This is a genomic window from Kutzneria sp. NPDC052558 (assembly GCF_044547355.1).
Taxonomy (GTDB): domain Bacteria; phylum Actinomycetota; class Actinomycetes; order Mycobacteriales; family Pseudonocardiaceae; genus Kutzneria.
Window position 1 is genome coordinate 36,985 of record NZ_JBIUAG010000024.1, and the last position, 22,363, is coordinate 59,347.

A 22,363-nucleotide genomic window follows, 5' to 3' on the forward strand; every position below is an offset into this window, starting at 1 on the left:
GTTGGTAACGTCTTGTCGGCATATCGGACCCCCGCATACTTGCCGTCGGCGCGTCGCTGCTTACACTGCCCGGCATGGCCTACAGCGAACGAGCACGAACAGCGGCCCGCCGCACCCGATCGCTGGCGTCCGGGTCCTCCACGGCCGTCCTGACGACTACGGGAATCACGATTTATGGGTGTGGGCGAGACGAGGCCGTCTTGTTCCAGGAAATGGCGCCTCGGTTCGGTGTAGTGCCAACCATGACCGACGCCCCGGTGTCCGAGGACAACGTCGAACTGGCGCTCGGAAACCGATGCATCAGCGTCGGACACAAGACTCGAATCATGAACTCCACGCTTCTCGCGCTCAGTGAAGTCGGTGTGAAGTACATTTCGACGCGTAGTGTCGGATTTAATCACATCGACGTCGCGTACGCGGCGAAGCTGGGTATTTCCGTGGGCAATGTCTACTATTCGCCCGACAGTGTCGCCGACTACACGTTGATGATGATGCTGATGTCGGTGCGGCATGTGAAGTCGCTGATCAGGCGCACCGACGCGCACGACTACCGATTGCACGAGACGCGCGGCCGAGAACTGCGCGACCTGACCGTCGGAGTGGTGGGAACGGGTCGTATCGGGGCCGCGGTCATCGATCGCCTGCGCGGTTTCGGCTGCCCTGTGCTGGCCTATGACAATCGTCCCAAGGCGACCGCCGAGTACGTTTCTCTCGACGAGATTCTGGAGCGCAGCGACATCGTCTCGCTGCACACGCCGCTCACGCCGGAAACCCGCCATCTGATCGATCGCCACCGCATCGAGCGGATGAAGGACGGCGCGTTCGTCATCAACACGGGACGCGGTCCGCTCATTGACACCGAGGCATTGGTCTGGGCGCTGGAGAAGGGCAAGCTGGGCGGCGCGGCGCTGGATGTCGTCGAGGGTGAGGAAGGCGTGTTCTACGTCGACCGTAGAGACAAGCCCATTGAGAACAAATCGTTGTTACGGCTCCAAGAAATGCCGAATGTGATCATCAGCCCGCATACCGCGTACTATACGGACCACGCGCTGAGCGACACGATCGAAAACTCCCTCATCAACTGTCTGGAATTCGAAAGCGGGAACCAGCATGGCTAGGTTGAAGCTCGGCATCATCTTCGGTGGCGTTTCCGAGGAGCACCCCGTTTCCCTCAAGTCCGTGCGTGAGGTCGCCAAGAGCCTCGACCTCGACAAGTACGAGCCGTTCTACATCGGGATCACCGAGGACGGCCTGTGGCGGCTGTGCGACAACGGCCCGGACGAGAACTGGGAGACCAACAGCCGCGCGGCCGTGCTGTCCCCCGACCGTGGCGTGCACGGCCTGGTCGTGCTGGAGGACGGCAAGTACGACACGATCCGGCTGGACGTGGTGCTGCCGGTGCTGCACGGCAAGCTCGGCGAGGACGGCGCCATCCAGGGCCTGTTCGAACTGTCCGGCATCCCCTACGTGGGCTGCGACATCCCGAGTTCGGCCCTGTGCATGGACAAGTCGCTCACCTACCGGGTGGTCAGCGCCGCCGGCATCCCGACGCCGAACTTCCAGATCGTGCTGCCCGACGACCAGGTCGACGGCGACCTGCTCAACTACCCGGTCTTCGTGAAGCCGGCCCGATCGGGCTCCTCGTACGGCGTCACCAAGGTGTCGGGCAAGCAGGAGTTGGCCGAGGCGCTGGAGACGGCCCGCAAGTACGACTGGAAGGTGCTGATCGAGGAGGGCGTGGTCGCCAGCGAGATCGGCTGCTCCATCCTGGGCAACGACGACGACCTGTTCGCCGGCGAGCCGGACCGGGTGGCGCTGTCCTCCGGTTTCTTCCGGATCCACCAGGAGGCCTCGCCCGAGACCGGCTCCGAGAACTCCGCGTTCATCTGCCCGGCCGACATCTCCGAGGAGTCGCGCGAGGCCGTGCAGAAGACGGCCAAGGCGATCTACCGCCTGGTCGGCTGCCGCGGACTGGCCCGGGTCGACCTGTTCCTCAAGGAGGACGGGACCGTGGTTCTCAACGAGGTCAATACCCTTCCCGGCCTGACCTCGTACAGCCGTTACCCGCGCATGATGAAGGCCGCCGGCCTGTCGCTGGGCGACCTGGTCGACCGCTGGGTGCCGCTCGCGCTGGCGGCGAAGTGACGATGCACGACGATTTCGTCTTCGTCGACGAACTCGTGCCCGGCATTCGCTGGGACGCCAAGTACGCCACCTGGGACAACTTTGTCGGCAAGCCGGTGGACGGCTATCTGGTGAATCGCATCGTCGGCACGAGGGCCCTGTGCGCCGGCCTGGAGAAGGCACGGGACAACGCCGCGGCCCTCGGTTTCGGCCTGCTCATCTGGGATGGTTATCGGCCGCAGCGCGCCGTCGACAACTTCATGCGCTGGTCGAAGGAGCCGGAGGACGGACGGAAGAAGCAGCGGCACTATCCGAACATCGAGCGGCCGGCGATGTTCGAGTTGGGGTATGTGGCCGCCAAGTCGGGGCACAGCCGCGGCAGCACCGTCGACCTGACGATTTTCCACCTGGACTCCGGTGAACTCGCGGCCATGGGCGGCGACCACGACGTGATGGACCCGGTCTCGCACCACGGGGCCGAGGGCGTCACCCCGGAGGAGGCGAAGAACCGCCAGCACCTCCGCTCCGTCATGGAGGAGGCCGGTTTCACCTTCTACCAGTACGAGTGGTGGCACTACACGCTGGCGAACGAGCCATACCCGGACACCTATTTCGATTTCCCCATCGAATAGTCGGTGATGACGTGCGGCGGGCCCGGCCGTTCCCGACCGGCCCGCGCACGTCCGCCCGAGTCCTTGAGCGTGGTATGCCGGCGCTCCGTGACGTGAGCGCTGCCTAGACTGCGCGAATGACCCACAGCGGACCGTCGCAGTCCACGACCCGCCCGATCGACGACCAGCTCGGCGAGGCCGATGGGGTGCCCGACGGCGCCGTCCCGGCCGGCACGACCGTCTTCGACGACGAGGTCCCTGGCGTGGTCAACCTGAACCCGCCCCTGCTCGACGCCCTGCGCCGGGCCGCGGCCGACGCCGCCGCCGACGGCGTGGAGTTCCACGTCAACAGCGGCTGGCGCTCCCCGGAGTACCAGAACCGGCTCCGTCGCGAGGCGGTCGCCGACTTCGGCTCGGAAGAGGAAGCCGCGCGTTGGGTGGCCACCCCCGAGACCTCCGCGCACGTGGCCGGCCAGGCCGTCGACATCGGCCGGCCCACCAACGCCCGGGCCTGGTTGTCCGAGCACGGGGCCCGGTACGGGCTGTGCCAGATCTACCGCAACGAGCCCTGGCACTACGAGCTGCGCCCCGAGGCGGTCGAGCATGGCTGCCCGCCCATGTACCCCGATCCCAGCCACGACCCCAGGATCATCGGCGAGCAGCCCGCCGGCTGACACCCTGGCGGTCCAGGGAATTCGGTGCCGAACTCGACCCGGCGATTATCGTTCGAACCGCCGGCGCTCGAGGGTGAGACTCCCGTTCGCGAAAAATGCGAGTTGTCCGCGGGACCACCTCAAGATCAAGGGACCGAACCTCCCGGGCGCGGCGTCATCACTATTGACTACGCCAAGTGGGTGACGTTGGCGGGCGGCGCGGGGGCCGGCCGGGCGGCGGTGAGCTGGGGCGATGCTGGCTGAATGATCAAAGGTCCGGCGTGGACGGTGGGGGAGATCCGGAACGAACCCGTTGCGGCCCGCGTTCCTAGGTCGATAGTGGATGCATGGTCGAACACGGAACGCCGCCAGGTGATCCATGGGTGGTTTTCAGGTAAAGTAGCAGCAATTTGCTCCACGTATGATCCGAACTGAATTCGCCCCACTGATCGAATTCGCCCCACCGGGAGCAATCATGAAGCTGGGCGCCGACCAGCACGCCGACTCCGCCCGCTACCGTCGCGACCGCTCGCTCAACCCGATCCTGCTGCCATTCATGATCGTCTTTTTCCTGGTCACCGTGGTGCTGATCGCGGTGCTCATCACCGCCGCGTCGCTGGTCTACCTGCTGGCCGCGGCCGGGGCCGCGCTGTGGGGCCTGGTCCGACCCCGCCCCGACGGCCTCACCCGCCGCCAGACCGTGGGCGCGACCGTTCGAGCCGTCAACACTGTCGTCATCCGCACCCGCCGTGGCCGGCACGCCCGGCCCGGACTGCTGCCCCGCGCCCTGGTCTCCTTCACGCGTTGACTGGCACGTTGGCGCCCTTGGCTTAAGAGCCCCGGTCACTCGCCGAACGTGATCCAGTCGACGACCTGCTCGGTGACGAAGTCCTTGTTCTCCTCGCCGATGCCGTCGACCTCGACCAGGACGTCGTCGGCCTTGAGACGGCGGACGGCGGCGCGGGAGCTCTCGATGGGCACGCGATCGTCCTTGGTCCCGTGCACGATCAGCGTGGGCGGCAGGATCTCGCCGAACACGAAGCTGGGGCGGACCCAGAAAGCCTCGTTCAGGAACGCCCGACCGTGGCGGATGCCGGGAGCGTGTTCGAGGTGGCCGACCTCGGCCAGCAGCGGGGTGGCGAGGCGGCCGGCGACCCAGTTGCGGTTCTGGTCGATGTAGTCGCCCTTGAAGTTGAGCTGGGGCGTGAGCAGCACGAGACGGTCCAGCTCGGTGGGCCGGCGGGCGGCGTAGAAGGCGGCCAGGCCGCCGCTGAAACGGTTGCCGACCAAGGACACCCGGCGTGCGCCGGTCTCGGAGCGGACGTGCTCGACGGCGGCCCGAAGATCGTTCAGGTGCTCGGTGAGCGTCCGCTCCTCCTGGGTCCCCGCACTGTCGCCGTGGCCCCGGTGGTCGAACCGCAGCGACGCCACCCCCTCGGCGGCCAGGGCGTCGGCGATCAGCGGGAACAGCCCGTTCTCGTCCCGGTCCACGCCCTCGCTGTGGGCGAGCACCACGGCCTTGCGTGGCGGCCGGCCGGACGGCGGAAGCGTCAGCGTGCCGGCCAGCCGAAGGCCGTCGAGCGACCAGAAGCTCCCCATCCACCGATGCTCCCACGGCTGACCGGCCCGTCGAGCCGCTATTCGGGCCGATCAACCGGGAGACGGGACGATCGGGACGCGATCCGGCGCACGACCGCCCGCGACGAGCGCGGCCTAGACGACGGTGCCTAGACGACGGTGCCGTCGACGACCACGGTGGGTTGCCGGTGGCCTCGGGCCACCAAGGCGTTGCCGAGGGCCACCAGCCGAGCGCCGAACTCGGCGTGTTGCTGACGGCTGAAGGTGCCGTCGAGCATGGCCAGGGTCACGTGGGGCACGGCGTCGTTGACGCTCATGAGTTCGGCGAGCAGTTCACGGTCCGCACGAATCAACTGGCGACCTCCCGTCCGACCATCCACGCGCCCCGGTCGCAGCTAGAGACGACGACCGGGGCCGCGGGGTTGCGTTGGCGGCAGTATCGAGACGGCGACGCCCGGCGGCACGGCCCCCGAACGAGGCCCGGAGAGCGCTCTCTGGCGTGCTACAAATGCTGCATGAGCACCGACCAGGCGCCGCCGACGCTGGAGCACGTGGCGAAGGTGGCTGGCGTCTCGCGGGCGACGGTTTCTCGAGTGGTCAACGGAATCCGCAACGTGGACCCGGAGCTGCGGGAGGCGGTGGAGCGCGCGATCGAGCAGACCGGCTACGTGCCCAACCGTGCGGCGCGCTCCCTGGTGACCCGCCGGACCGGCACCCTGGCCCTGGTGGTCTCGGAACCGACCACGCACACCGACGCGTTCGCGGGCGGGGTGTTCGCGGACCCGTTCTTCGGTCGGGTGGTCAGCGGCGTGCTGCGGGTGCTCGGCCCGATGGACGTGAACCCGGTGCTGGTGCTGGTGGACTCGGACAAGGCCCGCGACCAGCTGATGGGCCGGCTGCGGCAGGACCGGTTCGACGGGGTGCTGCTGATCTCGATCGATCCCAGGGACCCGTTGCCGGCGATGCTCACCCTGGCCGGCGTGCCGACGGTGATGTTCGCCCGGCCGGTGCAGCCGATTGCGATCAGCTACGTGGACGTGGCGCACCAGGACGGCGCCCGGCTGGCGGCCGATCACCTGGTGGAGCGGGGCTGCCGGCAGGTGGCGACGATCAGCGGCCCGCTGGACACGCCGGCGGGCCAGGACCGGCTGGCCGGCTTCCGGTCGGCGATGGCCCGGCACGGCCAGGCCTACGTGCCCGGCGTGGAGGGCGACTTCACCCAGTCCGGCGGCGAGCGGGCCACCGAGCTGCTGCTCGGCACGCCGTTCGACGGCCTGTTCGTGGCCAACGACCTGATGGCGATGGGCGCACTCGATGTGTTGCGCCGGCACGGGAAACGCGTTCCCGAGGACGTCAAGGTGATCGGGTTCGACGACAGCGGCGCGGCGCTGAGCTGCCGGCCGCAGCTGACCACCATCCGCCAGCCGGTGGAGGACATGGCGGCCGAGATGGCCCGGCTGGTGATCGAGCGCGTGCACGGCGTCGAGTCGCAGGTCACCTCGGTGATCTTCGAGCCGTCGCTGGTGGTCCGCGCGTCCTCCTGAACTCGGAGAGCGCTCTCCCATGATCAAAGAGTGAGTCGTCGCTCTGCGCCGGCTGGAGAGCGCTCTCCCGTGGCTTGGCGATCAAACATGACGGGCCGCTGCTGGGGAGAGCGCTCTCCTTGACGTGGATGTTAGGTCGCGGTAAAACTGGGAAACCGTTTCGGAGAGCGCTCTCCCGCCAGAGGGGCTACTCGGTTCCGCTGCCACGACGTACCCCTGGAGACTGGCGATGAAGGCACTCTCCTGTGCGCTGCTGCTCGTGTTGGGCTTGTGCGCACCGGCTCTGGCCCCACCCACCGCGCACGCCGACCCGACCCTGCTCTCGCAGGGGAAACCGGCGCTGGCCTCGTCCACGGAGGGGGACGGCACGCCGGCCTCGGCGGCGGTGGACGGCGATCCCAACACGCGATGGTCCAGCGCCTGGAGCGATCCGCAGTGGTTGCGGGTCGACCTCGGATCGACGCAGGCGATCAGCCAAGTCGTCCTGCAGTGGGAGGCGGCCTACGCCACCAGCTTCGAGATCCAGGTCTCCGAGGACGGAACCTCCAACTGGCACGACATCTACTCGACCACCACCGGCGCCGGCGGTCGGCAAACGCTCTCCGTCAGCGGCTCGGGCCGGTACGTCCGCATGTACGGGACGCAGCGGGCCAACGGCTACGGCTACTCGCTGTGGGAGTTCCAGGTCTACGGCGGCGGGGCCACGCAACCCACTGGCTGGACGCCGGTCTGGACGGACAACTTCCCGGGGGCGGCCGGCAGCGCGCCCAGCGGGGCGAACTGGATCGTCGACACCGGGCCGAATCCGTCCAGCGGCGAGGTCGAGACCAACACCGCGGCCAATGTCGCGCTGGACGGCAACGGGCACGTCAACCTGACGGCTCTCAACACCAACGGCAACTGGACGTCGGGGCGGATCGAGTCGCAGCGCACCGACTTCGCCGCCCCGGCCGGCGGGCAGCTGATGATCACGGCCTCGATCAGGCAGCCCAACGTGCCCACCGCGCTCGGCTACTGGCCGGCCTTCCGCACCTATGGATCGGCCTACCGCGGCAACACCGGGGCGTGGCCGGCGGTCGGCGAGACCGACATCATGGAGGGCGTCAACGGCCGCGCGCAGTCCTCGGAGACCCTGCACTGCGGCACGGCGCCGGGCGGAAACTGCGGCGAGTACAACGGAATGACCAGTGGCCTGGGCACCTGTGGCGACTGCCAGACCGCGTACCACACCTACGCCGAGGTGATCGACCGGACGCTCGGCGACGAGCAGATCCGGTTCACCGTCGACGGTCAACAGGTGTGGCAGGTAAGGGAAAGCCAGGTCGGGGTCAGCACCTGGCAGGCCGCCGTCGACCACGGGTTCTTCCTCGTGTTCGATCTCGCGATCGGCGGCGGCTACCCGAACACGGTGTGCGGCTGCACGTCGCCGAGCCCCCAGACGTCGTCCGGCGGCGTGCTCAGCATCGGCTCGGTCGGCGTCTACACGAGCACCGGCGCCACTCCGCCGCCGCTGACCACGCCGCCGGTGCCGAGGGGCGGGAGCGTGGTGAAGGTGACCGGCGGCCAGGGCAACTGGGGCCTGTCGGTGAACGGATCCCCATACTACGTCAAGGGAGTCACGTTCGGGCCGCAGAGCGCCACCGCCGACGCGCACATGCAGGACCTCAGGGAGCTTGGCGTCAACACGGTCCGGACCTGGGGCACCGATGCCTCGAGTCAGCCGCTGCTGGACCGCGCCGCCGCCAACGGAATCAAGGTGATCAACGGATTCTGGCTCAACCAGGGCACCGACTTCGTCAACGACACCGCCTACGAGGACAGCACCCTCACCTCGATCGTCCGACAGGTCAACGCCTACAAGAACCATCCGGGCGTGCTGATGTGGGACGTCGGCAACGAGGTGCTGCTGACGTTGCAGAACACGTACTCCGGCACGCAGCTGGAGGCCGAGCGCACCGCCTACGCGCGCTACGTCGAGCGGGTCGTCCAGGCGATCCACGCCGCCGACCCGAACCATCCGGTGACCTCGACCGACGCGTGGACCGGGGCCTGGCCGTACTACAAGGCGAACACGCCGTCGCTGGACCTGTACGCGGTCAACTCCTACGGCGCGGCCTGCAATGTCAGGCAGGACTGGGTCAACGGCGGCTACACCAAGCCGTACATCGTCACCGAGTCCGGTGAGGCCGGTGAGTGGGAGGTGCCCAACGACGCCAACGGGGTGCCGACCGAACCGACCGTCCAGCAGAAGGTCGCCGGCTATGCCAGCGCGTGGAACTGCGTCCACGGCCACACCGGGGTCGCCCTCGGGGCCACGTTGTTCAACTACGGCAACGAGAACGACTTCGGCGGCATCTGGTTCAACCTCGAACCCGGTGGCTGGAGGTTCCCGACCTACTACCAGGTCGCGCAGCTCTACGGCGGCTCGCCGGCGACGCCGGCCGGCCCGGTGATCACGGACATGTCCGTGCCGCAGACGGTTCCGGCCGGCAAGCAGTTCCCGGTCAGCGTCAGCGTGACCGGATCCGTGCGGTACAACGTGATGTACACCAGCAAGTACGTCGACAACAACACCGGCCTGCGGTATGCCGAGTTCACCCAGACCGGCGCGAACTCGTTCAGCGTGACGGCCCCGAACCAGCTCGGCGTCTGGAAGGTCTACGTCTACGCCTACGACGGCCATGGCAACGTCGCCGTCGAGACGCGGTCGGTCAAGGTGACCGTGCCGCCGGTCAACGGAACCAACGTGGCGCTGGCCAAGCCGACCACCGCTTCCAGCTACCAGGCAACGGGAAACGGCGCTCCGTTCCCGCCCGGCAACGCCGTCGACGGCAACACCGGCACCCGATGGGCCACCGACTGGTCCGATCCACAGTGGATTCAGGTCGACCTCGGGCAGAACACCGCCATCCACCACATCCAGCTGGTCTGGGAATCCGCCTACGCCAAGGCCTACACCATCCAGGTCTCGCCCGACGGCGTCTCCAACTGGACCACGATCCACGGCACGACCACGGGCGCTGGGGGCGTCGAGGACTTCGATGTGAGCGTCGCCGGCCGGTTCGTCCGGCTGACCGGGACCCAGCGCGGCACCCCGTACGGCTATTCGCTGTTCGAGTTCGGCATCTACCAGTAGGGAGAAGCCCGTGTACCGCAAGGCGTTCCTGCTCGCCGCGGCGGCACTGGTGGTCACTTTCGCGCCGGCGGCCAGCGCCGACGACGTCGTGACGCACCACGAGTTCCAGGCCGACTGCACGATCACCCATCACCAGCCCGACGACCCCATCGTCTACCCGAACCAGCCCGGGGCCTCGCACGACCACACCTTCCTCGGCAACGTCACCACCAACGCGGCCAGCACCACCCAGTCCCTGCTGGCCGGCGCGACGACCTGCCTGGCCCCCGACGACCACTCCGCCTACTGGTTTCCCACGCTGTACAACGGAAACCAGCCCGTGCTGTCCACGTGGTCGCAGGTCGTCTACTACAAGTCCGGCATCCTCGACTACACCAAGGTGCGGCCGTTCCCGCAGGGCTTGCGCTTCGTGGCCGGCGACATGATGGCCACCGAGGGCGAGTTCCAGCACGCGCCCGGCGCGATCGAGGGCTGGGAGTGCGGGGACAGCTTCCACAACTGGGACTTCCCCTCCTACTGCGTCGAGGGCACGCAGGCCAACATCCGTTACCAGTCCCCGAGTTGCTGGGACGGCGTGCACCTGGACTCGGCCGACCACCGCAGCCACATGGCCTATCCGGACCGGGTCACCCTGACCTGCCCGGCCGACCACCCGGTGCCGGTGCCGATGATCGAGTTCAAGATCGCCTTCCCGGTCAGCGGCGACATGTCGCAGGTCCACCTGGCCAGCGGCCGGGGCTACTCCTGGCACTACGACTTCTTCAACGCCTGGGACCCGGCGACCCTGGCCGCCCTGGTCACCCACTGCATCAACGGCGGCCTCCAGTGCGACGCCCGCGGCTTCGACCTCTACAAACCCGACCGCGGCGCCGCCCTCGGCCCCGACTACCGCCTCCCCGCCCCCTAGTCACCCCTCCGCCGCCCAACGCGCCACCAACGCTTGGAAGGGGGCTTTCCTCCACTCCGAGTGGAGGAAAGCCCCCTTCCAAGCGCCGGCCGATGTCATGAAGGGCCCCTTGCTGGCGTTGGACGCGAGGAAAGGAGCCTTGATCTTGGTGGGGGGCTTCGCCCGGTGGTGGACGGGAGGAACGGCGCCACGGGCGAGGGCCGGCTGTCCGGTTCTGGCCAGAATCGACACTGAGGGGTGGTCGAAGTCGTGCGAGCGCTGTCATCCTCCGAAGGGTGATCAGGTTCCTGCCGCTTCTCCTGATCGTCCTGGCCCTGCCGCCGGTCCCTGCCGTGGCGGCCACGACGAGCGTGTGCGCCACGTCCTGTGACACCCTCGATCCGTCGAGGGCCCAGCAGGAGACGTTTCCCCTGCCGGACAAGAACATCAACGGCCGCAAGGTTCAGCTGCACGTCTCGGTCCCGGACGGCATGGCCTGGGCCAGCATCGATCTGGGCCAGACCGGCGACTCGGTGTGGCTGGACCGCAGCTGGGACGGCGGGGCCACCTGGGAGGGCCTGCTGGGCAAGGCCAGCATCCCGAGCACGTGGACCGGCACCAGAACGCTGATGTACAACATCTACGACCCGGTCGGCCATCGCCGCGGAGTGATCCGGGCCTGCGGCGACGCGAATGCGGTGGGGTGCACGGATTGGCTGTACCCCCAGGTGTGCGACAAGATCTGCGACGGCTCGACGACGCCGAGCGGGGACACGCAACCCGTTGCGCCGACGACGATCTACGGCCGGACCATCCGCCTGCACACCGATGCCAACGGCATGGCGTGGGCGACGATGGAGGGCAACGGCCCGGGCGATGAGGTGTGGCTGGACCGGAGTTGGAACGAGGGTGCGAGCTGGCCCGACGGATCCTCTTTGGGGAGAACGACTTCCGGCCGCACGGCGCTGTTCGCGACGCGGGATCCGAGAGCCAGGCTCTACGGCGGCGCGATCAGGGCCTGTGGCAAGGAAGCCACGCATGCCAACGGAAGTTGCACGGCCTGGGCCCGGCCCGCGCCGACGAGGGCCACGGCGGCGGCCGATGCCCTGATGTACTCCTACGACCCGTACCAGGCCTGGTGGCCCAGCAGCTGGTGGAACTCGGCGGCCACGCTCACGGCTTTGATCGACTACGCCCAGAAGTCCGGAAACCATGACTATGACTGGGTTATCGGTCGCACGTTCGACGTCAACCGGGTGCCCTTCCCGGCCGGCGTCAAGTCCGGCGACCAGATCGACGGCGACTTCATCAGCCGGGCCATCGACGACTCGGCCTGGTGGGGCCTGGCCTGGATCGCTGCCCACGAGTACACGCACGACCAGCGCTATCTGGCCGAGGCCACGACAATCGCCAACTATGTCAATGGTTTCTGGGACACGAGCACCTGCGGCGGCGGGGTGTACTGGGATCGGGAGCGCACGTACAAGAACGCTGTGACCAACGGTCTCTACCTCCGCCTGGCAGCTGCCCTGCACATCGACACACCCGGCGACACGATCTGGGGCCAGCGCGCGACCACGGCCGGCAACTGGTTCCTGAACAGCGGCCTGATCAACGGGCAGAACCAGGTCAACGACGGGCTCACCGGCGACTGCCGCAACAACGGCCAGACCGTCTGGACCTACAACCAAGGGCTGGCCATCGGCGGCTTCACCGAGCTCTACCGGGCCACCGGCAACCAGACCTGGCTGACCACGGCCACCCGCCTGGCCAACGCCGTGAGCCAGGGCGTGCTCGTCGAGTCCTGCGAGCCCAACTGCGACGACAACCAGAAGCAGTTCAAGGGAATCCTGGTGCGGTACATGGCCGAGCTCGGTTACCAGTCCTCTCTTCAGATGCAGGCCAACGCGATTTGGGCGAACGACCGTGATCCGCTCAACCACCTCGGCCTGCGCTGGGCCGGCGGCTCGCCCAACCCGACCGACTGGCGCACCCAGGCCAGCGCGCTGGAAGCCCTTACCGGGGCGGGGAACTCGACTGGGCCGAGTCCAGCAGGAGGTTGACCAGCGCGATCACGTTGTCGGTCTCCGGCTCGTGGTTGCCGAGCAGATGGGTGTACATGAACGAGTCGCCGATGCGCACGACCGCCTGGGCCAGCACGGTTGTCGGCACGGCGAAGTCCACACCGGACTCGGCAAGCAGCTTGGCGAACAGGGCGGTGGCGCGCTGCTCGACCTGGCCCGGGGCGAGCACGATCCGGATGAACAGCAGCGGGTCGCGGGCGATGAACGCCCGCACCGGCTCGGCGTTGATCACGGCGTACATGAAGCGCTCGAACACCGCCCGCACGCGGTCCATGCCCTCGCAGGTCACGCCGTCGAGGCAGAACCGGAAGGTGCGCTCGGTCTGCTCGGCCAGCACCATCGCGACCAGCTCGTCGTGGTTGCCGATGCGCCGGTAGAGGGTGGCCCGGCTGAGCCCGACCTCGGTGGCCAGCTCGGACATGTCCAAGGACCGGCCCGCCAGGTAGGCGGCGCTCGCCGCCCGTACCACCGCATCGGTGTCGTTGCTTGTCAAGCAGGCCTCCCCTGTGAGACAAATGACACGATTGTCTCACAGGGGAGGCGCGACGTGACGCATTACGTGGACCACGGCGGCGACGGACCGGCGGTCGTACTGCTGCACAGCTTCCTCAAGGACGGCGAGATGTTCGCCCCGCAGGTCGCGGCGCTGGGCGACGCCTTCCGACTGATCACGGTCGACGAGCGCGGCCACGGCCAGACCCCGGCCGACGGCCCCTTCACCTACTGGGACGTGGCCCGGGACGTGCTGGCCGTGCTCGACGAGCTGGGCATCGACCAGTTCGCGGTGGTCGGCACCAGCCAGGGCGGCTTCATCGGCCTGCGGCTGGCGCTGCTGGCCCCGGACCGGATCACCGCGCTGGCCGTGCTCGGCACCTCGGCAGTGGAGGAGGATCCGCAGATCGCCGAGGCGTACCGCGGGCTGGGCGCGCTGTGGGCCACGCAGGGGCCGACCGACCAGCTGGTGGACATGGTCGCCACCATCTGCACCGGCACGATGGACTCGTCGGCGTGGAAGATCAAGCTGCGGGCGATGCCGGCCGACCGGGTGACCCTGCTGATGGAGGCGCTCGTGGGTCGGGACGGTGTCCTCGACCGACTGGGTGAGATCTCGTGCCCGACGCTGGTGCTGCACGGCAGCGCCGACGCCGCCTACCCGGTCGAGCGGGCCACGGAGATCGTCGAGGCGGTGCCCAAGGCCGAGCCGCTCGTGCTGGTCGACGGCGGCGCCCACTTCCTGAGCCTGACCGACCCCGACGCGGTGAACCCGCCGCTGCGTGAGTTCCTCGCCGCCAACGCGTAGTGCGGCCGAACAGCCCTGTGCGCCTGCCCGTTCGCGGACCGGATTTGTCCTCGCCGAGAACGTTTGTGATGCTGCCGGGGTGAAGTGGCTCTGGCGGGTGGTGCTGCCCGTGCTGTGCCTGGCCCTGGTCGCCGGCGGCGTGTTCACCTACCGGTGGCTGACCGCGCCCGTCGGCGCGACCTACATCGACATCGCCGACGCGGGCCCGGCGCCCACGCCGGCCGCGCTCACCTCGACCGGGTCGAGCGGCAGCTGGCACGTCGACTGCGGGCGCAACCAGGAGCGGATGTACAACTCCGACAACCTGGTCGCGCAGCCCGGCATCGTCGGCGGCGCGCACCACGTGCACGACTACGTCGGCAACATGTCGACCAACGCGCTGTCCACCGACGCGAGCCTGGCCGCCGCGCGGACCACGTGCCAGTTCGGCGACAAGTCCACGTACTACTGGCCGGTGCTGCTGATGCCGTCCGCGATGACGCCGATGGACGGCATGACCATGGATCACAGCACCATCGCCGTGCCGACCTCCGTGCGTGTCGAGTACCGGGGCAGCCCGGTCAGCAACGTCATCGCGATGCCGGAGTTTCTCCGCGCCACCACCGGAAACCCGCACGCCGTGACCGAGCACGGCGCCAACACGCAACACGTGCAGTGGACCTGTTCGGGGGCGCGGGACAAGGTCACCACCGACTACCCGGAGTGCGGGGCCGGGCAGCAGACCATCCGCGTGTTCGACTTCCCCAACTGCTGGAACGGCACCACCACCGACAGCCCCGACCACCGCGGCCACCTGGTGTTCCCGGTGGCCGGCGGCGGCTGCCCGCTCGGCACGCTTCCGGTGCCACAGCTGCACATCGAGGTGTCGTACACGCTGCCGCCCGGCACCCACTACGCGATCGACGCCTTCCCGGAGGAGCACTACAGCTCCCTCACCGACCACGCGATGTTCGTCGACGTGATGCCCGATTCGCTGATGGCCACCGTCGTGGACTGCGTGAACTCCGGCCGGCACTGCTGATCACTTGCCGGGCAGCGGCGGAGTCTTGCCACCCGTGGGGCTGACGGCGAACCAGGTGCCCTTCACGCCCTGGCCGTTGATGTCGCCCGGGGCCTTGTCGCCGGAGAAGTAGTAGACCGGCCAGCCGTTGACCGTCACCTGGCAGGTGCCGTCCGCGCGCTCCACGTAGCCGAGCAGCTGCGGGTCGACGCCGGTCGGGTAGATCTTGCCGGGGGAGGCGATCAGCAGCGGCGGCCAGGTCTTCGCGCAGTCGCCGTTGCAGCTCGACTTCGGCGGCTTGTTGCTGTCGTTGTCGAAGCGGTACAGCGTCATGCCGTTGCCGTCGGTGAGGAACGTGCCGATCAGCTCGGAGGTGGTGGCCTTCAGCTCCAGGTCGTGGCTGCCGGGCGCGGTGTCGGCCGCCTGCACCACCGGCTGGTCGGACGGGCCGCTGTAGATGTCGACCCGCTTCTGGACCTTGGCCACCGTCGGCGGCGGCACCGGCGTCGGGCTCGGCAACTCCACCACCTGCTGCGCGGCCGGGACCGGCTGCTGGGCCTGGGGCGTGCCCTGCACACCACAGGCCGACACCGTGATCATGGCGGTGACCAGGAAGGACGCGGACAGGATCAGCTTGGGCAGGCGCATGGCTCTCAACTCCTCTGGGTTCGCCGCAGACACGGCCGGACGGATGCCCGGGTTCAGTGCGAATTTGTTTTGAACCGGTCCGCCGATCCGCTCGTGTGTCACTCAAGGTCGGGCCCGCGCGGTGTGCAGGGCGTCGCGCGGTCCCGGCCGCCTCCACAGTGGACGGTGTCCGAACGGGCAGCGCTCGGTGGACAGAACTGCCCCGCGGTCGGCCGGCCGCGCGGTGTGGCCGTGTTGCTCGATGAGCCCGATCGGGATTTCCGGTCGGTGCACGGGGGTGAACACGGAAGGGGTAGCTGATGGCAGGGCTGAGCAGGCGCGCCCGCCAGGAAGTCGCCGACGAGGCGCTGCTGCGCTCGCTGTACCGCGAGCACGGCGGCGCCATGCTGGCGTACGCGTATCGGCTGACCGGGGACCGCGCCGCGGCGGAGGACGTCGTGCAGGAGGCGCTGGTGCGGGCCTGGCAGCATCCCGACAGCCTGGTCAACGGCCGGGGCTCGGTCCGTGGCTGGCTGCTGACGGTCGTGCGCAACCTCGTCACCGACAAGGTTCGCGCCCGGGCCTCGCGGCCGCAGGAGGTCGCCGAGCCGCCCGTCGACGTCGCCGTGGCCCGTGACCACGCCGAAGGCGTCGTCAACTCCATGGTCGTCGGCGCCGCGCTGGGCAAGCTCTCCGCCGAGCACCGGGACGTCCTCGAGCAGATCTACCTGCTCGGCGCCACGGCCAGCGAGGCCGCCCAGGCCCTGGGCATTCCGCTGGGGACCGTGAAGTCCCGGTCCTACCACGCACTTCGCGCCTTGCGCGCGTTTCTCCCTGGGGTCGAAGCGGGATTGGAACGGTCGGTGTCATGAACAACCCTGATGTGGAGCGCTACCTCGCCGGCACGCTGGACGAGGAGCGGTCGCGGCTGCTGGAACGGCACCTGCGGACCTGCGCCCGGTGCAGTGCCGAGGTCGCCGAGTTCGCGGAGTTCCAGCGCATCGTCGACACGGTGCTCAACGAGCCCCCGCCCGACGGAGACCTTGTCCTGCAACGGGCCCTGCGCCAGATCCGCGCCGAGGCCGCCGCCCGACGCCGTCGCCGGGCCGCCGTACTGGGCTCCGCCGCCGCGGTCGTGCTGGCCGTCGCCGTGACCACCGGCGTGGTCGTCGGACGATCCGGTGATTCCCTCGGGCCCGTCCGGGCCAGCGCCACCGACCCCGGCACCGGGGCCGCCCTCGCCGTGTCCTTCGCCGACACCTCCGGCTGGTCGCACCTCTCCGCCGCTGTCAGCGGGGTTCCCGTCGGGGCCCAGTGCGAACTCGTCCTCGTCGGTCGCGACGGCCGTGAGACCGTCGCCGCCGGCTGGCGGGTGAGCGCGGATCGGTCCACCGTGGACGTCAGCACGCTGATGCAGCCGGGCGATATCGCCAGCGTTCGCTTGGAGAATCCGTCCGGGGCTCGGTTGGTCACCGTCAACCTGTAACTGTGTTTGTCGCGGGGCCGCCACCTTGTGGGTGGCGGCCCTTTGTTTGGGGTGTTCTGGATGGCGGGTGCGGTTGTGATTCTTGCGCCCACCGCCCCACCCCACCTCTCACCGCAAACCCCACGCCCCGGCATCCGCGCGGCGCACACACGAAAGAAGGGGACCGGCCGGAGCCGATCCCCTTCCCGTGTGCCGGCGGGTCAGTCCGCGAAGCGGATGGAGGCGACCATCTTGTCGAAGCCGATGGCGCTCAGGTCGTTCTGGTTGCCGGTGACGATCATCGACTTGCCGGTGCAGTCCTTGCCGGTCCACAGCTTGTAGGTGCCGTCGGCCTGGATCGAGGAGACCTGGTCGGGGTGGGCGACGTTGACGCAGCCGTGGCCGGAGACGCCCTGGGAGCCGTCGGGCTCGGAGAGGTTCTTGCCGCTGTCGAGAATGGCGCTGGTGGCGGTGAGGGTCGTGGCGCCCGGGTTGGTGGTCGTCGTCGTCGTCGAGCCGCCGTCGCCGAAGCGCAGGGACTGGATGTTGTTGTCGAAGCCGATGGCCGCCAGGTCGGCGACGTCACCGTTGATCACAACGGACTTGCCGGTGCAGTTGGGGCCGGTCCACAGCTTGAGGGTGCCGTCGGTGGTGATGGAGGAGGTCACGCCCGGTCGCGGCACGGCCTGGCAGCCGGTGCCGGCGACGCCCTGGGAGGCGCCGTTGTCGGAGAAGTTGGCGTCGTCGAAGAGAATCGCGCTCTTGGCGGTCAGCGCGGCGGTGGGGCTGCCGGTGGCCGGGGTGGCGCTGGTCGCGGGCGGTGTGGAGCCGGGCGGGGTCTTGCCGCCGAAGTTGCGGGAGCCGTCGGGCTGGGAAGCCCACCAGATGTTCTGCACGCCCTCGCCGTTGGTGTCGAAGGGCTTCACGTCCTTGCTGAACGTGTAGAGCGGGTGCCCGTTGAGGGTGATCTGGAGGTTCCCGTCGTCGGGGCGCTTGATGAAGCCGACGGCCTTCTTGTCGATGCCGGCGATGAACACCTTGCCGCCCTTGGCGATTTCCACCGGCGGCCAGGTGACCTTGCACTGGTCGGTGCAGTTGGAGGTGTTGGGCCCGTCCTTGTCGAAGACGTACAGCACCTTGTGCGCGCCGTTGGTGATCACGGGATTGAGGCTGCCGGCCTTGCCGGCGGCCAGCTGCACCCATTGCTGTGCCACGGGAGCGGGCGCGCCGGCGGGTGCCAGGTCGCCGGCGTTGCTCGGGGCGTTGTTGGACTTCGCGGTGCCCTGCAACAGGTTCAGCGGCGTCGAGTCGGCGGCGTTGGCAGCGGCCGGCGGGGTCTGGGGCTGCGCGGCCTCCTGGGTCCCGCAGGCGGCCAGCATGGCGGCGCCGGCGGCGACGAGGGCAGCAAGGGACACAACATGCTTGCGCGACATGGGGATTCTCTCCAGTGTGATTACGGGGTTCCGGTTCCTCCGGAAGCCGTTCGCGATCTACACGGAGAGGCGCGGCGAACGGTTCAACGAATTGTGGCGCGACCCGTTCGCCGCCGCTCGACCTCAGGGAATCAGCACGATCTTGCCGCGGGTGTGCCGCTGCTCCAGGTCCCGATAGGCCTCGCGCACCTGGGACAGCGGGTACTTTCGGGCAACGACGAGTTCCAGTTCACCCGCCGCGATCTTGGCCGCGAGCTCGGCCAGCACGGCCGCGCTGGCGCCCTGGGCATTGCCCTCGGCCTTGATGCCGTACTTCTCCACGGCGGCGAAGTTGATGATCGTGTTGACACGTTCGGGGGCAACGCCCAGTTCCAGCGCCAGTTCCACATAGTCGGCGCCGAAGGTGTCGATGAACGCGTCGACCTTGCCGCCGGCGGCTTCCCGCACCCGGGCGGCCAGGCCCTCCCCGTATTCGACCGGGGTCACGCCGTGAGCGCTCAACCAGTCGCTGTTGGACGGTCCAGCGATGCCGATCACCTTGGCCCCGGCCGCCACCGCGAGCTGCACCACCAGGGAGCCGACGCCGCCGGCCGCGCCGGACACCACAACGGTGTCCCCAGTGGACAGTGCGACCGCTCGCACCGCCGCGTAGGCGGTGGCTCCGGCCACGAACAGCGCGCCAGCCTGCTCCCACGTCACCTCGGCCGGCTTCGGCGTGAGGTGCGTCACCGGCACCACTACGTACTCGGCTTGGCTGGCCCGGTCGTCCGTCCAGCCGATGACCTCGTCGCCGACCGACACCTCGGTCACGCCATCACCCAGTTCGGTGACAACGCCGGCGAGGTCGCTGCCCTGCCCGGACGGGAACGTCGACGGCCACACCTGCGCGAACGCACCCGTGCGGATCGCCGCCTCGCCGGGGTTCACCCCGGCCGCCTTCACCTGCACCAACGCCTCGCCGGGGCCGGGGACCGGCCGGTCCACCTCAACCACCTCAAGCACGTCGATGCCGCCGAACTCGTTGTACCTGACCGCCTTGGACATGGCTGCGAGCCTCCTCGTCGGGTATATGTGAGCTCTCAACCACCCATCGGCGCGGTTTATGCCAGCAGTCCCCGGTCGTAGGCCAGCGACACGGCCTCGGTGCGGCTGCCCGCCCCCAGTTTGGCCATCACCCGTGACAGGTGCACGCTGGCCGTCTTCTCACTGATGAACAGCCGCTCGCCGATCTGGCGGTTCGTCAGCCCGGTCGCCACCAGCTCCAGCACCGACTGCTCCCGCGGCGTCAAAAGGTCCTCACTGTCCGGTTCCGCATCGGTGATGGCGATGCGCCCCCGCCGGGCCGACGCCTCGACGGCTTCCCGCAGTGGCGCCGCTCCAATGTGGACGGCGACATCATGTGCGGCGCGAAACTCCGCAGTGGCCTCATCCCGCCAACCGCCGGCCAGCAAGGCGTCGGCCAGCCGCCACTGGGCAATTGCCTGCAAGTAGGACATCCCGTCACCGGCGGCGACGGCCGCCCGCCAGATATCCACGTCGGCCTCGCCGCGCAACCGGCTGAGCTCCGCATCCATTCGCGCCTGAAAGTACTGCGCTTCCGGGTTGCGGCTCTCCATACGCCACTGGCCGTCCAGAGAATATCGGTCGTGTGCCATCACCACTTCGTAGAGGCGTTCGCCCTCCGCGACGGCGTCCCGCGCCGTGGTCTCGTCGCGTCGGCGCCACGCCTGCTCGGCGATGTCGGCCAGCGCTGTGAGGGCGGTTGCCCCGGCCCGCCGGACACCGGCCACCACATACCGAGGTAGTTCCGTGAGCGTGTCGACAACCTGGCGGGTCTCGTTGATGGCGTCGCGAGGCCGGCCCCGCCACAGGGCGGCCTCGGCCACCGCATATCGGACGCGTTCGAGGGTGCGTGCGTCCTTGGGATGGGCCATGACCCGTGCGACAGTCTCGTCGAGTTCATCGAACTGACCAGCGATGGCCAACAACTCCAGGTTAGCCGCCTCGATGCGCATGGCGGCCCATCGCGGTGCCGACGAATAGTCGCGGATAGGCTCGCCGGCGGCCCGCTCGCCGAGGTAGAACTCCAGCATCATGCCGCTGCTCCGAGCCTCCACTGGGAGTTCGGACCAGGTCAGCCCCACAGTGGTGGCCCGGTCGACCACCTCGTTGGCTACCGCCAGCGCCTCCCGGTACTGCCGACGGGAGAACAGGTTGACCGACAGGTTGCTCAGCGCGCGCAGCTCGACGTCGTAGGCGCCGATGGCGGCCGCCTGGTTCGCGGCGGCCTGGCCCAGGTCCGCGGCCTCCTCGAGCCGGTCACGCCACTCGGCATACACGGCCAGCGTGACCAACACATCGACCGCTACGTCCTCGGCGCCGACCTGAATGGCGATCTCGCGGGCCTGCCGGGCCAGCGGCTCCAACTCGTCGAGATCGAGGCCGGCACCGCCGTACCAGATCCATTCCCTGGCTCGCAGCGCGAGAATCCGAGCTTGCACCACGCTCGGCGGTTGTTTCCGGACCAGCTCCCAAGCCTCGCCGACCGCGGCCGCGACCTCTGCTGACGCCGATTCCGTCGGAATCAAAGTTACCACGAGCTGGTGTCGGGCCTCTGCGCCCGTCTCCGGGTCGTCGGCCAGCGGGATTGCTGAGCGCGCGTAGGCGACCGCTCGGTCGCCGTCGCCGGCAGCGAAAGCCATTCGGGAGGCCAGGCGGTGCAGGAAGTACTCGGTGACGGCGGGGTTCGGGACCGCGCCGAACAGTTGCAGTGCCTGCTCGACGTGGTGCAGGGCCTCGGCCGGGGCGAGCAGCACGGCCGCCTGTTCGGCCGCCTTCACCGAGGCGGCGAACGCTGCCGGCAGATCATGGCTCTGCATGGCGTGGTACGCCAGCGACGCCGGCGTGGTGACCAGGCGTGCGTAGCTGGCGTGCAGGCGAACCCGTTGGCCGGGAAGGAGATCCCCGTACACGGCCTCGCGCAGCAGGGCGTGCCGGAAGGAGTAGCCGTCGTCCGTGGTCACCAACACGTTGTGCTGCACGGATTCCCGCAGCGCCTCGTCGAGATCGTCGAGGCCGAGTTCGGTCACCGCCAGCAAGGCCTCGTAGTCGGCGATGGCTCCGGCGCCCGAGGCGGCCCGCACGACCACGCGGGCGTTGCGGCTCAACCGTTCCACCCGTGCCAACAGCAGATCGGTCAGCCCGGCCGGGACTCCGTCGCCGTAGGCGGCGATGAGCTCCTCGCAGAAGAAGGCGTTGCCCTCGGACCGTTCGGCGATCCCGCGCAGCGTCGCCTCCGGCAGCGTGCCGTCGGACAGGGCCGACACGAAGGCCATCGCGTCGGCCCGGCCGAACGGCGGCAGGTCAAGCTTGTCCACAGTGGACAAGCGGCCGAGCTCGGTCAGCAGCGGCCGCAGCGGATGCCGCCGGTGCAGGTCGTCCAGCCGGTAGGTGACGACCACGAGCAGCCGCTGCCGGTTCAGCCGGGACACCAGGAACAGCAACAGATCGCGGGTCGCCGCGTCGGCCCAGTGCAGATCCTCGAGCGTCAGCAGCACGGGGCTGGCGGCGGCCAGCTCCGCCAGCTCCGTGTGCACGGCCTCGAACAGCCGCAGCTGGTCCAGGGCGTCGTCGAGCCGGGAGGCGCCGGACTCGGGCAACCGGCCCAGCGCCTCCACGAACGGCAGATACGGCAGGCCGGCGCCCTCGACGTCCAGGCACCGCCCGGTCAGCACCTTGACCCCGGCCTCTCGGGCGCGGGCGGTCAGCTCGGCCAGCAGCCGGGACTTGCCCACGCCCGCGTCTCCGGCCAGCAGCATCGCCGAGGCCCGGCCTTCCGCCGCGGCGGCTAAGGACGATTCCAGCGCCGCCAGCTCAGCCCGGCGCGCGACCAGCGGTATCCCGGAACCCAAACGCGGCACAC

At 69.0% G+C, this 22,363-nt stretch carries 20 protein-coding genes; 13 read left to right on the forward strand and 7 right to left on the reverse strand.

Translation table 11 applies throughout. The features are described from left to right. Nucleotides 1-149: 149 nt before the first annotated feature. The 5 genes from vanH (at nucleotide 150) to ACIG5F_RS34205 (ending at nucleotide 4,196) form a co-directional block, all read left to right on the forward strand. The gene (gene vanH, locus ACIG5F_RS34185) at nucleotides 150-1,118 is read left to right on the forward strand and encodes a D-lactate dehydrogenase VanH (RefSeq protein ID WP_396524187.1); all 969 of its coding nucleotides are present in this window, start codon (nucleotides 150-152) and stop codon (nucleotides 1,116-1,118) included. Beyond that, nucleotides 1,111-2,145, forward strand: coding sequence for a D-alanine--(R)-lactate ligase (gene vanA / locus ACIG5F_RS34190; RefSeq protein WP_396524068.1), 1,035 nt, complete (start codon nucleotides 1,111-1,113; stop codon nucleotides 2,143-2,145). Before vanH ends, vanA begins: the two co-directional genes overlap by 8 nt. A gap of 2 nt (nucleotides 2,146-2,147) precedes the next feature. Beyond that, nucleotides 2,148-2,756, forward strand: coding sequence for a D-Ala-D-Ala dipeptidase VanX (vanX, locus tag ACIG5F_RS34195; protein ID WP_396524069.1), 609 nt, complete (start codon nucleotides 2,148-2,150; stop codon nucleotides 2,754-2,756). A gap of 116 nt (nucleotides 2,757-2,872) precedes the next feature. Further along, a complete protein-coding gene (locus ACIG5F_RS34200) occupies nucleotides 2,873-3,409 on the forward strand; it encodes a M15 family metallopeptidase (protein WP_396524070.1) in 537 nt (178 codons plus the stop codon). Between the two features lie 454 nt (nucleotides 3,410-3,863). Next, on the forward strand, nucleotides 3,864-4,196 hold the full coding sequence (locus ACIG5F_RS34205; protein WP_396524072.1) for a hypothetical protein: 333 nt from the start codon (nucleotides 3,864-3,866) through the stop codon (nucleotides 4,194-4,196). 35 nt (nucleotides 4,197-4,231) lie between these two features. Here the strand turns inward: ACIG5F_RS34205 and ACIG5F_RS34210 are convergent, their stop codons facing one another. Further along, nucleotides 4,232-4,987: an alpha/beta hydrolase gene (locus ACIG5F_RS34210; RefSeq protein WP_396524073.1), complete on the reverse strand. Its 756-nt coding sequence runs from the start codon at nucleotides 4,985-4,987 to the stop codon at nucleotides 4,232-4,234. A 128-nt stretch (nucleotides 4,988-5,115) separates the two neighbouring features. Further along, on the reverse strand, nucleotides 5,116-5,319 hold the full coding sequence (locus ACIG5F_RS34215; RefSeq protein ID WP_396524074.1) for a hypothetical protein: 204 nt from the start codon (nucleotides 5,317-5,319) through the stop codon (nucleotides 5,116-5,118). Nucleotides 5,320-5,481: 162 nt separating this feature from the next. Between ACIG5F_RS34215 and ACIG5F_RS34220 the strand changes: the two genes are divergently transcribed. From ACIG5F_RS34220 to ACIG5F_RS34235, 4 genes are all read left to right on the forward strand, one after another. Next, entirely contained in the window at nucleotides 5,482-6,510 is a 1,029-nt protein-coding gene (locus ACIG5F_RS34220) for a LacI family DNA-binding transcriptional regulator (protein WP_396524075.1), read from the forward strand. A 229-nt stretch (nucleotides 6,511-6,739) separates the two neighbouring features. Then, nucleotides 6,740-9,646, forward strand: a complete 2,907-nt coding sequence (locus tag ACIG5F_RS34225; protein WP_396524076.1) for a discoidin domain-containing protein — start codon at nucleotides 6,740-6,742, stop codon at nucleotides 9,644-9,646. Nucleotides 9,647-9,656: 10 nt separating this feature from the next. Beyond that, nucleotides 9,657-10,553: a DUF1996 domain-containing protein gene (locus ACIG5F_RS34230; RefSeq protein ID WP_396524077.1), complete on the forward strand. Its 897-nt coding sequence runs from the start codon at nucleotides 9,657-9,659 to the stop codon at nucleotides 10,551-10,553. 275 nt (nucleotides 10,554-10,828) lie between these two features. After that, a complete protein-coding gene (locus tag ACIG5F_RS34235) occupies nucleotides 10,829-12,595 on the forward strand; it encodes a glycoside hydrolase family 76 protein (RefSeq protein ID WP_396524078.1) in 1,767 nt (588 codons plus the stop codon). Here the strand turns inward: ACIG5F_RS34235 and ACIG5F_RS34240 are convergent. Then, nucleotides 12,549-13,109: a QsdR family transcriptional regulator gene (locus ACIG5F_RS34240; protein WP_396524079.1), complete on the reverse strand. Its 561-nt coding sequence runs from the start codon at nucleotides 13,107-13,109 to the stop codon at nucleotides 12,549-12,551. The two genes, ACIG5F_RS34235 and ACIG5F_RS34240, sit on opposite strands and share 47 nt — an antisense overlap. A gap of 54 nt (nucleotides 13,110-13,163) precedes the next feature. Here ACIG5F_RS34240 and ACIG5F_RS34245 point away from each other — a divergent pair, with 54 nt between their 5' ends. Together ACIG5F_RS34245 and ACIG5F_RS34250 are read left to right on the forward strand one after the other, a co-directional pair. After that, nucleotides 13,164-13,916 carry an alpha/beta fold hydrolase gene (locus ACIG5F_RS34245; protein WP_396524080.1) on the forward strand — a complete coding sequence of 251 codons (753 nt, stop codon included), beginning with the start codon at nucleotides 13,164-13,166 and terminating at the stop codon, nucleotides 13,914-13,916. Between the two features lie 79 nt (nucleotides 13,917-13,995). After that, a complete protein-coding gene (locus ACIG5F_RS34250; protein ID WP_396524081.1) occupies nucleotides 13,996-14,937 on the forward strand; it encodes a DUF1996 domain-containing protein in 942 nt (313 codons plus the stop codon). Here the strand turns inward: ACIG5F_RS34250 and ACIG5F_RS34255 are convergent, their stop codons facing one another. Continuing rightward, the gene (locus ACIG5F_RS34255; RefSeq protein WP_396524082.1) at nucleotides 14,938-15,564 is read right to left on the reverse strand and encodes a hypothetical protein; all 627 of its coding nucleotides are present in this window, start codon (nucleotides 15,562-15,564) and stop codon (nucleotides 14,938-14,940) included. 299 nt (nucleotides 15,565-15,863) lie between these two features. Here ACIG5F_RS34255 and ACIG5F_RS34260 point away from each other — a divergent pair, with 299 nt between their 5' ends. After that, nucleotides 15,864-16,415 (forward strand): sigma-70 family RNA polymerase sigma factor, encoded by a 552-nt coding sequence (locus ACIG5F_RS34260; protein WP_396524083.1) that lies wholly within the window; start codon nucleotides 15,864-15,866, stop codon nucleotides 16,413-16,415. Then, the gene (locus ACIG5F_RS34265; RefSeq protein ID WP_396524084.1) at nucleotides 16,412-17,029 is read left to right on the forward strand and encodes an anti-sigma factor family protein; all 618 of its coding nucleotides are present in this window, start codon (nucleotides 16,412-16,414) and stop codon (nucleotides 17,027-17,029) included. Before ACIG5F_RS34260 ends, ACIG5F_RS34265 begins: the two co-directional genes overlap by 4 nt. A 200-nt stretch (nucleotides 17,030-17,229) precedes the next feature. Here the strand turns inward: ACIG5F_RS34265 and ACIG5F_RS34270 are convergent, their stop codons facing one another. The 3 genes from ACIG5F_RS34270 to ACIG5F_RS34280 form a co-directional block, all read right to left on the reverse strand. After that, nucleotides 17,230-18,441 carry a hypothetical protein gene (locus ACIG5F_RS34270; protein WP_396524085.1) on the reverse strand — a complete coding sequence of 404 codons (1,212 nt, stop codon included), beginning with the start codon at nucleotides 18,439-18,441 and terminating at the stop codon, nucleotides 17,230-17,232. 123 nt (nucleotides 18,442-18,564) lie between these two features. Continuing rightward, nucleotides 18,565-19,485: an NADP-dependent oxidoreductase gene (locus ACIG5F_RS34275; RefSeq protein ID WP_396524087.1), complete on the reverse strand. Its 921-nt coding sequence runs from the start codon at nucleotides 19,483-19,485 to the stop codon at nucleotides 18,565-18,567. A 56-nt stretch (nucleotides 19,486-19,541) separates the two neighbouring features. Continuing rightward, nucleotides 19,542-22,361: an AAA family ATPase gene (locus ACIG5F_RS34280; protein ID WP_396524089.1), complete on the reverse strand. Its 2,820-nt coding sequence runs from the start codon at nucleotides 22,359-22,361 to the stop codon at nucleotides 19,542-19,544. Nucleotides 22,362-22,363 lie beyond the last annotated feature (2 nt).

What these genes read in the sequence shown, in the direction of transcription:
- ACIG5F_RS34205 (WP_396524072.1), top strand. Translation starts at nt 3,864, where the DNA reads ATGAAGCTGGGCGCCGACCAGCACGCCGACTCCGCCCGCTACCGTCGC.
- ACIG5F_RS34220 (WP_396524075.1), top strand. Translation starts at nt 5,482, where the DNA reads ATGAGCACCGACCAGGCGCCGCCGACGCTGGAGCACGTGGCGAAGGTG.
- ACIG5F_RS34200 (WP_396524070.1), top strand. Translation starts at nt 2,873, where the DNA reads ATGACCCACAGCGGACCGTCGCAGTCCACGACCCGCCCGATCGACGAC.
- vanA (WP_396524068.1), top strand. Translation starts at nt 1,111, where the DNA reads ATGGCTAGGTTGAAGCTCGGCATCATCTTCGGTGGCGTTTCCGAGGAG.
- ACIG5F_RS34275 (WP_396524087.1), bottom strand. Translation starts at nt 19,485, where the DNA reads ATGTCCAAGGCGGTCAGGTACAACGAGTTCGGCGGCATCGACGTGCTT.
- ACIG5F_RS34225 (WP_396524076.1), top strand. Translation starts at nt 6,740, where the DNA reads ATGAAGGCACTCTCCTGTGCGCTGCTGCTCGTGTTGGGCTTGTGCGCA.
- ACIG5F_RS34265 (WP_396524084.1), top strand. Translation starts at nt 16,412, where the DNA reads ATGAACAACCCTGATGTGGAGCGCTACCTCGCCGGCACGCTGGACGAG.
- ACIG5F_RS34260 (WP_396524083.1), top strand. Translation starts at nt 15,864, where the DNA reads ATGGCAGGGCTGAGCAGGCGCGCCCGCCAGGAAGTCGCCGACGAGGCG.
- vanX (WP_396524069.1), top strand. Translation starts at nt 2,148, where the DNA reads ATGCACGACGATTTCGTCTTCGTCGACGAACTCGTGCCCGGCATTCGC.
- ACIG5F_RS34255 (WP_396524082.1), bottom strand. Translation starts at nt 15,564, where the DNA reads ATGCGCCTGCCCAAGCTGATCCTGTCCGCGTCCTTCCTGGTCACCGCC.
- ACIG5F_RS34270 (WP_396524085.1), bottom strand. Translation starts at nt 18,441, where the DNA reads ATGTCGCGCAAGCATGTTGTGTCCCTTGCTGCCCTCGTCGCCGCCGGC.
- ACIG5F_RS34210 (WP_396524073.1), bottom strand. Translation starts at nt 4,987, where the DNA reads ATGGGGAGCTTCTGGTCGCTCGACGGCCTTCGGCTGGCCGGCACGCTG.